This is a genomic window from Mesorhizobium sp. B2-3-5, assembly GCF_006442395.1.
Taxonomy (GTDB): Bacteria; Pseudomonadota; Alphaproteobacteria; order Rhizobiales; family Rhizobiaceae; genus Mesorhizobium.
In genome coordinates this window covers 1-12,723 of sequence record NZ_VFVX01000040.1, presented here as the reverse complement: position 1 = coordinate 12,723, position 12,723 = coordinate 1, and the positions used below count along the sequence as shown (strand labels likewise).

Below are 12,723 nucleotides of genomic sequence, written 5' to 3'. Positions count from 1 at the left end.
CGTTCTTAGGGGGAGAGGGTAAGGGTGAGGGGCGGCGCCGACATTAGTCACCAACACTCTGCATCTGCCGCTTCTCGTCATAGGCCTTGCGCGCCGCGTTCACCTGCGGCCGCGCGGACACTTCCGGCACCGCTACGTCCCACCAGTGGCCGCCGGCATCGGTCGAGACCAGCGGGTCGGTGTCGATGACCAGCACGGTGGTGCGGTCGTTCCCCCTGGCCTTCCGCAGCGCGTTTTCCAGCTCGGCGATCGACGGCACCTTCTCGGCAATCGCCCCCATGCTCGCCGCATGCGCGGCAAAGTCGACATCGGGCACGATCTCGTGGCGCGAATCCTTCAGCAGATTGTTGAAATTGGCGCCGCCGGTTGCCATCTGCAGCCGGTTGATGCAGCCGAAACCCCTGTTGTCGAGCAGCACGATCGTCAGCTTCAGACCGAGCATCACTGACGTCGCGATCTCGGAATTGAGCATCAGGTAGGAGCCGTCGCCGACCATGACGACGACTTCCTCGCCCGGCTTGGCCATCTTGGCCCCAAGCCCGCCGGCAATCTCGTAGCCCATGGTCGAGAAACCATACTCGGCATGGTAGGAGCCGGGCGCGCCGGCCTGCCAAAGCTTGTGCAGTTCTCCCGGCAGGCCGCCGGCCGCATGCAGCAAGGTCACGCCGGGGCCCATGGCCCGCTGCACGGCGCCGATCACCTGTGCGTCGGAGGGGAAAGCGACGTTCGTCGACGCCGTCACCTTGGCCGCGTCGGCTTGCCAGGTCTTCTTGCCCTCGGCCGCATTCTCGGTCCAGACGGCGGGCGCCTTCCAGCCCTTCAGCGCGGCACCGAGTTCGGCGAGCCCCTCTGCCGCATCGGCGACCAGCGGCATCGCGCGGTGCTTGCCGGCATCGAAAGGCTGCACGTTGAGCCCGATGATGGTCTTGCCGGAGTTCTTGAACAGCGCCCAAGAGCCGGTGGTGAAATCCTGCAGTCGCGTGCCGATGGCCAGCACCACATCGGCTTCCTCAGCCAGCCGATTGGCGGCCGAAGTGCCGGTGACGCCGACCGCCGCCATGTTGAGCGGATGATCGTCCGGCAGCGAGGATTTGCCGCCTTGCGTCTCGCAGACCGGAATGCCGGCACCTCCAGCGAATGTCGCCAACTCATCCGAGGCCTGCGAATAGATGACGCCGCCGCCGGCGATGATCAGCGGCTTCTTCGCGCCCTTGAGTGCCGCGACGGCCGCGGCAAGCTCGCAGCGATCCGGACGCGGCCGGCGCTGATGCCAGACCCGCTCGACAAAAAAGCTCTCGGGATAATCATAGGCCTCGGCCTGCACGTCCTGACAGAGCGACAAAGTCACCGGCCCGCAATCGGCCGGATCGGTCAGCACCTGCATGGCGCGGCTGAGCGACGGGATGATCTGCTCGGGCCGCGTGATGCGGTCGAAATAGCGCGAGACCGGACGGAAACAGTCGTTGACGGTCGCGGTGCCGTCGGAAAAGTCCTCGGCCTGCTGCAGCACCGGATCGGGAATGCGGTTGGCGAAAACATCGCCAGGCAGGAACAGAACCGGCAGGCGGTTGACATGGGCGAGTGCGGCCGCCGTCACCATGTTGAGCGCGCCCGGCCCGATCGAAGAGGTCGCGGCCATGAAGCGGCGGCGGAAATTGGCCTTGGCATAAGCGATCGCCGCATGCGCCATCGCCTGTTCGTTGTGGGCGCGAAAAGTCGGCAAGTCGTCGCGCACCTGGTAGAGCGCCTCGCCGATGCCGGCGACATTGCCATGGCCGAAGATCGCCCAGACACCGCCGAAGGTCGGCATTTTTTTTCCGTCGATCTCGGTCATCTGGCGGGACAGGAAGCGGGTCAGCGCCTGCGCCATCGTCAGGCGGATTGTCTTGCTCATGGTCTTTTCCTCCGCGGTCCTTGTGCCGCGCCTGTCATGCTGCCTTGCGGCCGCGCGCGGCAAGCCACGCTTCGGTCAGTTGCTCGAAGCGCGACGCCATGTCGGCGACGGCCTCGTCATCGGACATCCTGCCGGCGAGCCACTCTTCGGCGGCGTGGACGAAGATGGTGCGGCCGACGGCAAAACCCTTGACGATCGGGGCCTTGGCGGTGGCGGCGAAAGCCGCTTCCAGCTCGTCCTGCGGCGCCTCGAGCCCAAGCAGCACGATGCCACGGCACCAGGGATCATGTTTCAGGATGACGGCCTCGATCCTGGCCCAGGCGCCGCTCGACGCCTGCGGCTCGAGCTTCCACCAGTCAGGCTTGATGCCGAGCGCGTAAAGCTCTTCCAACGCGCGTGGGATTGTCGTGTCGTCGAGCTTGCCGTGCTTGCCGGCGATGATCTCGATGAGAAGTTCCCGGCCCACCTTGCGCGCGGCTTCGAACAGCGCGCGCAGCTTCTGCTGTTGTTCTTCTTTCAAGGCCGCCGGATCGTCGGGATGGTAGAAGCACAGGCACTTGATGCAGTGATCGACAGGCCATTCGGCAAGCTGCGAGCCGATGTCCTGCGAGAACTCGAAGCGCAGCGGTCGGGAGCCCGGCAGTTCCACCGGGCGACCAAGCCAGGCGAAAGGATGGCGGGCGAACTCGAACATCGCCTCGCGGCCATGTTTCTCGTCGATCAGCATGCCGTAGCCATCACGGCCGGCGGCGACCTTTGCCGCCGCCTTGACGGCCAGCACCTTGAAATCGCGGATGCGCGCAGGATCGGCGCCGGCCTTGGCCGCGACATCCTCGAGCTGCACGCGGTGGTCGCAGGCGAGCGCCATCAGCGAAGGGATGTCGCGCCGGCGCGTGGTCGCCCAGTGGATGTGGTTGATCGCCTCGTCCTTGCGCAGGGCCCGGTGCCTGCTGCCGTTCTTCAGGAAGAACTGCAGCTCCTCGAAGGTCGGGTATTCCGGTGCGCACAGCAGCCGCGAGACGGCGAAGGCGCCGCAGGCATTGGCCCAGGTCGCCGCTGTTGCAAGGCTCTCGCCGCCAAGCCAGCCGCGCAGCAAGCCGGACATGAAGGCGTCGCCGGCGCCCAGCACATTGTAGATCTCGATCGGGAAACCCTTGCCGACGACGCCATCCTCGAGATCGTCGCTGATCGGCCCGTCATAGACGATGCAGCCCATGGCGCCGCGCTTGAGCACGATGGTGGCCGACGATAGCGAGCGGATCGTCTTCAGCGCGCTCAGGCAGTCGTCGGCGCCAGAGGCGATCATGATCTCTTCCTCGGTGCCGACGATAAGGTCGCAATCGGGAAGCACCGTCTTCAACTGGGCCGAGACCCGGTCCGACTTCACATAGCGCTCGAAGCCCTCGGCATGGCCGGCAAGCCCCCACAAATTCGGGCGATAGTCGATGTCGAAGACAACCTTGCCACCCTTGGCCTTCATGATGCGGATCGCCTTGCGCTGGGCGGCGTCGCTGTTGGGGCGCGAAAAATGCGTGCCGGTGACGACGATGGCGCGCGCCGAGGCGATGAAGGCCTCATCGATGTCTTCCGGCGCCAGCGCCATGTCGGCGCAGTCGGTGCGGTAGAAGATCATCGGCGAAACGCCTTCGCTCTCGACCGACAGCAGCACCAGCGCGGTCAGCCGTTCCTTGTCGGTTTTGAGGCCTTCGACGGAAACGCCTTCGCGCTTCAGCTGTTCACGGATGAAGCGGCCCATCTGCTCGTCGCCGACGCGGGTCAGCAGCGCCGAACGCAGGCCGAGCCGCGCTGTGCCGACCGAGATGTTGGCCGGGCAGCCGCCGACCGACTTGGCGAACGAAGTGATGTCTTCCAGCCGCGAGCCGATCTGCTGGCCATAGAGGTCGACGGAAGCACGACCGATGGTGATGACGTCGAGCGGCGCCTGTTTCGCGTCCACGGCTTCGCTCATTGGAACCTCCCGTCAGTCTCGTTGTCATGAACAACATTGCTTGGGTAACACGCGCGAGCGGCAGCGTGGCGCCGGCAATATGAAATAATAATTCCAATCCATAGTCAATATGGAATGAGCATTCCCGTACTGAAAAGTGCGCGGCCATGATCCCGGACCGAAGGCGGGAAGCGATGGGCGGTGTCCGATTTCCGGCCTCGCCCAGGCCTACTCGGGGTCAAATTCAGGTTCTTCGCTTGCGGCTTGCGTCGCGCCGCTTCTCGCCGACGCCGACGGTCAGAGCCATGGCCAGCGCCATCGTTGCCGACAGCGAGCGGAAGCCGGCGAAGTCCGCCTCGGCAACCTCGAACCAGACCCTGGCGAACTGGGCAAGCGGCGAAAACGAGCTGTCGGTGATGGCGACGATCGGCACGCCCTGTTCCGAAATGCTGCGTGCTTCCTCGATGGTGGCCGGTGCATAGGGCGAGAAGCTGATGGCGATGACGGCGTCCGCCGGCGTGGCGAAGCCGACCATTTCGGCGTTCAGGCCGGCGGCGGATTCGATCAGCTGGTTGCGGATCTTCAGCTTGCCCAGCGCGTAGGCGATGTAGGTCGCCACCGGGTAGGAGCGCCGCTTGGCCAGTACATAGATGGTCTGCGCCTTCGCCAGCAGGGAAATAGCGTCTTCCAGATGCGCGTCGTCAAGCGTGCGCGAAATGTCGTTGAGCGAGGTGCTGGCGGCGGCGACGAATCCGTCGAAGATCGCCCGGTGGCCGGCGCCGGTATCAGCCTTGGCACGCAGCGCCTGCAACCGTTCGTCATAGGAAGAATTGCGCTCGCGCAACCGCTCGCGAAACACCTGCTGCAGGCTGGTGAAGCCGTCGAAGCCAAGCTGCTGGGCAAAGCGGATCAGGGTCGAAGGCTGCACGCCGGCCGAAGCGGCGATGCTGGCGGCGGTGCCGAAGGCGATGTCGTCCGGATTGTCGAGCGCATAGGCGGCGATCTGGGCGATGCGCTTGGGCAGGCTCTCGCGCCGGTCCAGGATAGTGGCGCGCAGCGTCTCGAAGTCGCGAGGTACCAGTTCGTCCATCGTCGGCCCGTTCAAGCTCATCCGTGAAGCGTCCTCTCTGCCTCATCATAGCGAGCTTGCGCAAGAACGCCATAAAAAATGAGGCAGACATTCCATTCCCGAAGAAAATGGATTAATTCATCCAATCGGCGCTTCTGGCAATGGAGAAATCGCGGATGGTCGGCGTAGGTCTTATCGGCACGGGCTTCATGGGCAAATGCCATGCCATCGCGTGGAGCGCTGTCGGCGCCGTCTTTCCCGACGTGGCCAAGCCGCGGCTGGTCCATCTCGGTGAGGTCAACGAGGATCTCGCCAGGTGCAAGGCCGACGAGTTCGGCTTCGCCAAGGCGTCCGGCGACTGGCGCGCCGTGGTCAACGACCCGGAGGTCGATATCGTCTCGCTGACCACGCCCAACCAGTTCCATCCGGAAATGGCCATCGCCATCCTCGAAGCCGGCAAGCATCTGTGGTGCGAAAAACCGATGGCGCCGACCTTTGCCGAAGCCGAGGCGATGGCGGCTGCGGCGAAGAAGTCGGGCAAGGTCGCCGCCCTTGGCTACAACTACATCCAGAGCCCGGCCATCCGCCACATCGGCGCGCTGCTCGACGAGAAGACCATCGGCGAGGTCAACCATCTGCGCATCGAGATGGACGAGGATTTCATGGCCGATCCCGAGGCGCTGTTCTTCTGGAAGCACGAGGCCGCTTCAGGCTATGGCGCGCTCGACGATTTCGCCGTGCATCCGCTGTCGCTGGTCTCTGTGCTGTTCGGACGCGTCGCCAGCGTCATCTGCGACATGGCCAAGCCCTATGCCGACCGCAAGCTGGCTGCCGGCGGGCGCCGCGCGGTTGAAACCTACGACATCGCCAGCGTGCTGATGCATCTGGAAAACGGCATTGCCGGCACGCTCCAGGTCAACCGCTCGGCCTGGGGCCGCAAGGGCCGCATCGCCGTCCAGATTTTTGGCTCCAAGGGCTCGATACTCTTCGACCAGGAACGGATGAACGAATTCCAGCTTTACCTCACATCGGACCGCCCGACCGAACAGGGTTATCGCACCATCCTGGTGGCGCCGCACCATAAGCCGTACGACGCCTTTGTGCCGGCGCCCGGTCATGGCCTGGGCTTCAACGATCTCAAGATCATCGAGTGCCGCGAATTGCTGACGCGGCTCGCCGGCAGGCCGGCGCGGCTCATCGAATTCGCGCAAGGGCTGGAGATCGAGCGCACCGTGCACGCAATGGCGCGCTCCTTCGAGGAAAAGCGCTGGGTCGATGTGCGGTAGCGGCAGGGAAGACATTGCCGACTTTTCGGCGAACTCCCGCAAACGTCTGTGATTGACCGCAGCTTTCCGACTTCGTCATCCTTGGGCGTAGCGACGCGAAGCGGAGTGAAGACCCAAGGATCCATGCCGTGACTTTGGGCGAAGGGTGCAGCGGAGCAGAATTCTGCACCGTTGCAACGCTTTAACGTGACGGCATGGATCCTATGGTCTGCGCCGTCGCTTCGCTCCTTGCTCCGCCATAGGATGACGACGGGATCGTGGTTTCGGCAAATCTCCAAGGGCTCCGATCTGCCCACGTAAGCACCACACGGCCGATTAGCTAGAATTTCCGCGCCAAATGTTTCGCGATCTCCTCAGTAGCCCGCACCAGCGGCGGCATTCATCTCCCACCCATTCACCCAGACCTGCCGCAGGCGGTCGCCTTCGCCCTTGAACGTCAGCCCGGTCGGCTGGCAATCCTCGATGCGGTCGCTGCGGAAATTGCGGATCGCCTGGCGCAACTCGCACCAGGCGACGATGTTGGCGGTTTCGGCGTAGTAGATGAGGGCGATCGGGCGGATGAGGCGTTCAGAGGCGCGGCCAAGCTCGTCGCGATAGGAAAGATCGAGCTTTTCCTCGTCGCGGATGGCGCGGCGCACCAGCGCCAGGTCGACCGTGCCGGCCGAAGGCGCGGCGAAACCCCATGCATGCAGCGCATTGGCATCGAACGTCTGGCGCAGCGGTAGCGGCACCGCGCCGGCAATCTTGCTGCTGACGCGCTTGGCCGCCTGCTTGAGCTCGTCGTCCCCGGTGCGTTCCAGCAGCGCCAGCGACAGGACGATTGCCTCCATCTCCTCGATCGAGAACATCAGCGGCGGCAGGTCGAAGCCGGGGCGCAGTATGTAGCCGATGCCACGTCCGCCTTCGATCGGTACCCGCATCGCCTGCAACGCGGCGATGTCGCGATAGATCGAGCGGATCGTCACCTCCAGGCGCTCGGCGATCATTGCAGCGGTCACCGGCTGTCTTGCCAGCCGCAGGATCTGGATGATCTCGAACAGACGCGACGCCTTGCGCATTCTTTCACCCGGTTCCCGTTCGCTACTGACACACCATCGTCAGTTGGGCTGACCTATAGGACTGCCTGTCGATATGAAAATCAACGGCTTCCCCAATGGATTGCTAGGAAGGCTCACAGGCAACTGACATGGATTACGCGCTCAATCTCTGGCTTTTCTTCCTGCTCCTGCTCGGCATCATCATCGTGCCTGGCATGGACATGCTGTTCGTGCTGGCCAATGCCCTCACCGGCGGTATCAACCGGGGGCTGGCGGCTACCGGCGGCATCATGCTCGGCGGCATGGTCCATACGCTGAACGGCGCGCTCGGCGTCGGCCTGCTCATGCATTTCGTGCCGATCCTGTTCACGCCATTGCTGATCGCCGGCGCCGCCTACATGGCCTTTATCGGCATCACGCTGATGCGCAGCTCCATCACGGTCGACAATCGCGGGCCAACCGGCAGCCGCTCGGCATGGAAGGCCTTCCGCCAGGGCGCCGTAACCTGCCTGATCAATCCAAAAGCCTATCTCTTTGTCCTGGCCGTCTATCCGCAGTTCCTCAAGCCGGACTACGGTCCGATCTGGGCGCAAGCGACCATCATGGGGCTGCTGACGGTCCTCGCGCAGTTCGCCATCTATGGCGGGCTCGCGATTACCGCCGGCCGCAGCCGGGACCTGCTGGTCGCCAATCCGCGTGCCACGGCTTTTGCCGGCCGCGCCGCCGGCCTGCTGCTGTTTGCTGTCGCGCTGTTCACCGCATGGGAAGGTTTGAGGGCGGCGTGAGACCGGTCCGAATCCGGAGACCGCCGCCCTTCCATACAGCCATGGCCTGCCAGATCAGGCGGCTCCTTGCCTCTCCATCATTGCGCGCCGTGCCGATCGGCGCCACTCGACGGCGCCGGCAAGGCCGTGCAGCACGGTCTCGGTGGTCGCCCAGTCGATGCAGCCATCGGTGATGCTCTGGCCGTAGACGAGCGGCTTGCCGGGCACGACGTCCTGCCGGCCGGCGACGAGATTGCTCTCGATCATGACGCCGATGATGCGCTCGTCGCCTGCCGCCACCTGGGCGGCCACGTCAGCCGCCACCTTGGGCTGGTTCTCGGGCTTCTTGGCTGAGTTGGCATGGCTGACATCGATCATCAGCCGGGCGGCGATGCCGATGCGGCCGAGCTCCGTGGCTGCCGCCTCGACGCTCGCCGCGTCATGGTTGGGCTGAACGCCGCCACGCAGGATGACATGGCAGTCCTCATTGCCGGTGGTCGCCGCTATGGCGCTGCGCCCACCCTTGGTCACCGCCATGAAGTGATGCGGCTGCGCGGCCGATTTCACCGCCTCGCCGGCGATCCGCAGATTACCGTCGGTGCCGTTCTTGAAGCCGACCGGGCAGGAGAGGCCCGATGCCAGCTCGCGATGGATCTGGCTCTCGGTCGTGCGTGCGCCGATCGCGCCCCAGGCGACGAGGTCGGCAATGTATTGCGGTATGGTCATGTCGAGGAATTCGGTAGCCGCCGGCAGGCCGAGATTGTTGACGGCCGACAGCACGTTGCGCGCCATGCGCAACCCTTTTTCGATGTTGAAGCTGCCGTCGAGGTCGGGATCGTTGATCAGGCCCTTCCAGCCGACGGTCGTGCGCGGCTTTTCGAAATAGACCCGCATGATGATCTGGAGCCGGTCGGACAGGGTCTCGCGCAGCGCCGCCAGACGGCTGGCATAGTCCACGGCGGCGACCGGATCGTGGATGGAACAAGGGCCGACGATGACAACAAGTCGATCGTCGGCCCCTGTGAGGATGGAATGGATGGCATTGCGCGAGGTGGCGACGGTACGCGTCGCCGTCAGCGTGCGCGGTATCTCGCGCATCACCTCGTCCGGCGTGCTCAGTGTCCTGATTTCGGTGACCCGAAGGTCGTCTGTGGTGGTCAACACGGCTTTCTGCTCCTGGTTGGGAGACCTGCCGGCTGAAACAAAAAAGCCGCCAGGTCTGGCGGCTGTTCGGATTTTGATGCTGCAATCTTCAGATCGAGCGCAATCCTCCCGCCGCCAGCGAGCTGCTAAAGTACCAATAGGTGGCGGTCAGGTTGATCATGCGGCTCATATAGTCGAAGCTGAAACGTTTGTCACGAGGCTGATGCGACTACGAGGAGAGATGGGCGCTTCGAGGCCCGCATAAGCACCCGATTCATGCAGTCCAGGGGTCGAGGAGTTCAAGTCCAAGATCTTCGAAATCCCTGGTATTGCGCGTCGCCAAGGTGAGCTGCCGCGCAATCGCGGTGGCTGCGATCAATCCGTCCATCGATGACAGACCGCGACCCCGGCGCTTGGCAAAGCCCATCAGATCGCCCCACGCCAATGCTACCGGTTCGTTCACCGGAAGAACCCTCTGCTCGAAGCGCTGCGGCAGGTCCAGAGCGAGCCATTCAGCCAGCGCCTCGCGTTTGCGGCCCTCATCCATAAGAGCAACGCCGCGCCGGATCTCGGCGATCGAAACGACACTGATGAAGGTCCGGTCCTCATCGAGCCCGTCCAGCCACTCCAGAACGCGCACGTCCGGCGACGGCCTCGTCGCCTCGGACAGGACATTCGTGTCGAGCAGCAGCTTCACAGCGGCAGATCACGCGGTTCGTCGCGTTGACGCTCAAGGTCGAGATCGGCGCCGCGCAGTGGCGAGTCCAGCAGGAACTCCGCAAGCGTACCCTTACGAACAGTTTTCCGCCGCCATTCCTCGGCCGAAACGACAACCACGCTTGGTTTGCCGTTTCTCGTGATGGTCTGCGGCGAAGATTGCGCGCGCTCGATAACCTCCGATAGCCGGGCTTTTGCCCCAGCGACCGTCCAGCTCGTGCCTTTCTTGGGTTCTGGCAGCATTTTCAATCCCATGACTAGTCTGACCATCTTGACTATATGGGAATGCCGATGCTCCGGCAACAGGGCTTTAAAGCGCGGCCGTGATGGTGCGGACACACGGCCCGAGCTCTGCGGGACGTAGTGTTGCCGTTACTCCCCAACCACGCCGGCAATGTTCTGGTCGTAGTCGACCAGTGACCCGGTCATGACACCAGCCTGCGGGCTGATCATGTAGGTGATCAGCCGGGCGAGCTGTGCCGGCTTCACCAACTGGCCCATCGGCTGCGCGGCCTCGGCCTTCTCCAGCCAGTCGTCCGGCGCGTCGTGCCATTTCTTCTGCACGATCGCCTCGCCCTCGGTGTCCATCCAGCCGGGCAGCACGGCGTTGCAGCGGATGCGGTTTTTTCGATAGGAGCTGGCGACATTCTTGGTCAGCGTCATCAGTGCGCCCTTGCTGGTCGAATAGGGCGTCAGGAAGGACTGGCCGGCATGCGCCGACATCGACAAAACGTTGACGATCGAGCCCGGCGCCTTGCGTTCCAGCAGATGTGCGACCACCCCCTGCATCAGGAAGAACGGTCCTCGCACATTGGTGTCGAAAATCTGGTCGAAAAGCTCTTCCGAGGTTTCGACCAACGATCCGCGCGCCGATGTGGCGGCGGCGTTGACCAGCGCGTTGATCGTGCCGAAATGCGAAATCGCGGTCGCCACCGCGCGCTTGCAGTCTGCCACATCAGCAACGTCGGCGCTGATGAAGATCGCGTCGACGCCGGATTTCTTGAGGCTGGCGACGGCCTTGTCCCCCTTCGCTTGCGAGCGGCCGATGAGCGCCAGCGCCCGGCAGCCCTCATCGGCAAGCGCCTCCGCGACAGCGAAGCCAATGCCTTGCGCGCCGCCGGTGACGATGGCGCGTGTATCATGATTGCGATCGGCGGATGCGCTCATCGCTCTGCTCCTGTTTTCTTGGGTCGAATTCCGTTACTTGTCGAGACGGACGGTCTTGCCTGACGTCGCCGATTTCAGCGCCGCATCGGCGAGCCTCAAGGCCACAAGCCCGTCGGCACCGCTCGGCGCCGCCTTCTTGCCCGATGTCGCCGCGGCGATGAAGGCCGCGATCTCGAGGGCATAGGCGTCGAGATAGCGCGTCATGAAGAAGTCGTGCAGCGGCGGGCGGGTATAGCCCTTCTCATTGGCCAGTTCGATCGACACCGGCCGCTGGTTCTCGGCCGCGACCATGCCCTTCGAACCATGCACCTCGATGCGCTGGTCGTAGCCATAGGTGGCGCGGCGTGAATTGGAGATGACGGCCTGCTTGCCTGACGCCGTCTCGAGGATGACGCTGACCGAGTCGAAATCGCCGGCCTCGCCGATTTTCTTGTCCACGAGCACCGAGGCGTGGGCGCTGACCGCAACAGGTTCCTCGCCGAGCAGGAAGCGCGCCATGTCGAAATCGTGGATGGTCATATCGCGAAAAATGCCGCCCGAGCGCTTGATGTAATCGATGGGCGGCGCGCCGGGATCGCGCGAGGTGATGGTGACCATCTCGACGGTGCCGATGGCGCCGTCGTCGATCGCCTTGCGCACGGCGGCGAAATGCGGGTCGAAGCGCCTGTTGAAGCCGACCATCAGCGTCGCCTTGGACTTGTCGACCACGGCCAGGCATTTCTCCACCCGCTTGACGTCGAGGTCGATCGGCTTCTCGCAGAAGATCGCCTTGCCGGCCTTGGCGAAGCGCTCGATCAGGTCGGCATGGGTGTCGGTCGGCGTGCAGATGACGACGGCGTCGATATCCCCGGATTTCTCGATGGCGTCGATCGTGCGCACCTCCGCCCCATAGGCGGTCGCCAATTCCGTCGCCGCCTTCTCGAAGGCATCGGCGACCGCAACCAGTTTGGCCTGCGGATTGGAGCCGACCGCGCGGGCGTGGACCTTGCCGATGCGGCCGGCACCGAGGAGGGCGAAGCGGAGAGTCATGGATATTTCCTCTGGGGATGGTTCGAAGCTGGCGTCGCCAGCCATGGGCGCAGGGTGATTTTGTGGTCCAGATATATCGACAGGGAGGCGATGACCGCCGCCTCCGCGCCCGGCCTAGGCCGCGAGTTCGGCTTCCCCGGTCTTGGCGCCGGTGATGTAGGAGACGATGTCCTGGCCGTCTGTATTCTCCTTGCGCAGATTGGCCACGATGCGGCCGCGCCGGAACACGACGATGCGGTCGCAAAGGTCGAACACCTGGCGCATATTGTGGCTGATCAGGATCAGCGGCTCGCCATTGTCCTTCAGCGTCCGGATGATGTTTTCGACCTGCGCCGTCTCCTGCACGCCAAGGGCCGCCGTCGGCTCGTCCATGATGATCAGCTTGGAAGCGAAGGTCGCCGTCCTGGCGATCGCCACGCACTGGCGCTGGCCGCCCGACATGTGGCGGATGGTGTTGGAGAGGTTGGGGATTTTCACCGCGGTGCGAACCAGGGCCGCCTCGGTTGCCTTGCGCATATATTTGCGATCGAGGATCGAGAATGGCCCGAGGTTGAACAGCACCTTCTCGCGGCCGAGGAACAGGTTCGACGGCACGTCGAGGTCGTCGGCCAGCGCCAGGTTCTGGAATACGGTCTCGATGCCCGCCTCGCGTGCCGCGATGGGACCCGT

The 12,723-nt window shown here is 64.1% G+C and carries 12 protein-coding genes; 2 read left to right on the top strand and 10 right to left on the bottom strand.

All coding sequences use genetic code 11. The features are described from left to right. Window positions 1-43: 43 nt before the first annotated feature. The 3 genes from iolD to FJ958_RS27740 all read right to left on the bottom strand — a co-directional run bounded on the left by iolD (window position 44) and on the right by FJ958_RS27740 (window position 4,932). On the bottom strand, window positions 44-1,894 hold the full coding sequence (gene iolD / locus FJ958_RS27750; RefSeq protein ID WP_140748179.1) for a 3D-(3,5/4)-trihydroxycyclohexane-1,2-dione acylhydrolase (decyclizing): 1,851 nt from the start codon (window positions 1,892-1,894) through the stop codon (window positions 44-46). Between the two features lie 34 nt (window positions 1,895-1,928). Next, window positions 1,929-3,863 (bottom strand): 5-dehydro-2-deoxygluconokinase, encoded by a 1,935-nt coding sequence (gene iolC / locus FJ958_RS27745; protein ID WP_140748176.1) that lies wholly within the window; start codon window positions 3,861-3,863, stop codon window positions 1,929-1,931. 223 nt (window positions 3,864-4,086) lie between these two features. Further along, a complete protein-coding gene (locus tag FJ958_RS27740) occupies window positions 4,087-4,932 on the bottom strand; it encodes a MurR/RpiR family transcriptional regulator (protein WP_181168745.1) in 846 nt (281 codons plus the stop codon). Between the two features lie 155 nt (window positions 4,933-5,087). Here FJ958_RS27740 and FJ958_RS27735 point away from each other — a divergent pair, with 155 nt between their 5' ends. Further along, window positions 5,088-6,197, top strand: coding sequence for a Gfo/Idh/MocA family oxidoreductase (locus tag FJ958_RS27735; protein WP_140748170.1), 1,110 nt, complete (start codon window positions 5,088-5,090; stop codon window positions 6,195-6,197). Window positions 6,198-6,550: 353 nt separating this feature from the next. On the opposite strand, the gene FJ958_RS27730 is transcribed toward FJ958_RS27735, so the two are convergent. Continuing rightward, window positions 6,551-7,255 carry a YafY family protein gene (locus FJ958_RS27730; protein WP_140748167.1) on the bottom strand — a complete coding sequence of 235 codons (705 nt, stop codon included), beginning with the start codon at window positions 7,253-7,255 and terminating at the stop codon, window positions 6,551-6,553. Window positions 7,256-7,383: 128 nt separating this feature from the next. On the opposite strand from FJ958_RS27730, the gene FJ958_RS27725 reads away from it, so the two are divergent. Beyond that, window positions 7,384-8,019, top strand: a complete 636-nt coding sequence (locus FJ958_RS27725) for a LysE family translocator (RefSeq protein ID WP_140748165.1) — start codon at window positions 7,384-7,386, stop codon at window positions 8,017-8,019. A 54-nt stretch (window positions 8,020-8,073) separates the two neighbouring features. Here the strand turns inward: FJ958_RS27725 and FJ958_RS27720 are convergent, their stop codons facing one another. The 6 genes from FJ958_RS27720 to FJ958_RS27695 all read right to left on the bottom strand — a co-directional run. After that, window positions 8,074-9,162 carry a 3-deoxy-7-phosphoheptulonate synthase gene (locus FJ958_RS27720; protein ID WP_140748162.1) on the bottom strand — a complete coding sequence of 363 codons (1,089 nt, stop codon included), beginning with the start codon at window positions 9,160-9,162 and terminating at the stop codon, window positions 8,074-8,076. A 253-nt stretch (window positions 9,163-9,415) separates the two neighbouring features. Beyond that, window positions 9,416-9,838 carry a type II toxin-antitoxin system VapC family toxin gene (locus FJ958_RS27715; RefSeq protein WP_140748160.1) on the bottom strand — a complete coding sequence of 141 codons (423 nt, stop codon included), beginning with the start codon at window positions 9,836-9,838 and terminating at the stop codon, window positions 9,416-9,418. Then, a complete protein-coding gene (locus tag FJ958_RS27710; protein ID WP_140748157.1) occupies window positions 9,835-10,101 on the bottom strand; it encodes a type II toxin-antitoxin system Phd/YefM family antitoxin in 267 nt (88 codons plus the stop codon). The genes FJ958_RS27715 and FJ958_RS27710 overlap by 4 nt, the downstream gene beginning before the upstream one ends. Window positions 10,102-10,230: 129 nt before the next feature. After that, on the bottom strand, window positions 10,231-11,025 hold the full coding sequence (locus FJ958_RS27705) for an SDR family oxidoreductase (RefSeq protein ID WP_140748154.1): 795 nt from the start codon (window positions 11,023-11,025) through the stop codon (window positions 10,231-10,233). Window positions 11,026-11,058: 33 nt separating this feature from the next. Beyond that, window positions 11,059-12,054 carry an inositol 2-dehydrogenase gene (gene iolG, locus FJ958_RS27700; protein ID WP_140748151.1) on the bottom strand — a complete coding sequence of 332 codons (996 nt, stop codon included), beginning with the start codon at window positions 12,052-12,054 and terminating at the stop codon, window positions 11,059-11,061. Between the two features lie 114 nt (window positions 12,055-12,168). Next, window positions 12,169-12,723, bottom strand: a 555-nt coding sequence (locus FJ958_RS27695) for an ATP-binding cassette domain-containing protein (RefSeq protein ID WP_140748148.1), incomplete at its 5' end; no start/stop codon positions are given.

What these genes read in the sequence shown, in the direction of transcription:
- iolD (WP_140748179.1), bottom strand. Translation starts at nt 1,894, where the DNA reads ATGAGCAAGACAATCCGCCTGACGATGGCGCAGGCGCTGACCCGCTTC.
- iolC (WP_140748176.1), bottom strand. Translation starts at nt 3,863, where the DNA reads ATGAGCGAAGCCGTGGACGCGAAACAGGCGCCGCTCGACGTCATCACC.
- FJ958_RS27740 (WP_181168745.1), bottom strand. Translation starts at nt 4,932, where the DNA reads ATGGACGAACTGGTACCTCGCGACTTCGAGACGCTGCGCGCCACTATC.
- FJ958_RS27735 (WP_140748170.1), top strand. Translation starts at nt 5,088, where the DNA reads ATGGTCGGCGTAGGTCTTATCGGCACGGGCTTCATGGGCAAATGCCAT.
- FJ958_RS27730 (WP_140748167.1), bottom strand. Translation starts at nt 7,255, where the DNA reads ATGCGCAAGGCGTCGCGTCTGTTCGAGATCATCCAGATCCTGCGGCTG.
- FJ958_RS27725 (WP_140748165.1), top strand. Translation starts at nt 7,384, where the DNA reads ATGGATTACGCGCTCAATCTCTGGCTTTTCTTCCTGCTCCTGCTCGGC.
- FJ958_RS27710 (WP_140748157.1), bottom strand. Translation starts at nt 10,101, where the DNA reads ATGCTGCCAGAACCCAAGAAAGGCACGAGCTGGACGGTCGCTGGGGCA.
- FJ958_RS27705 (WP_140748154.1), bottom strand. Translation starts at nt 11,025, where the DNA reads ATGAGCGCATCCGCCGATCGCAATCATGATACACGCGCCATCGTCACC.
- iolG (WP_140748151.1), bottom strand. Translation starts at nt 12,054, where the DNA reads ATGACTCTCCGCTTCGCCCTCCTCGGTGCCGGCCGCATCGGCAAGGTC.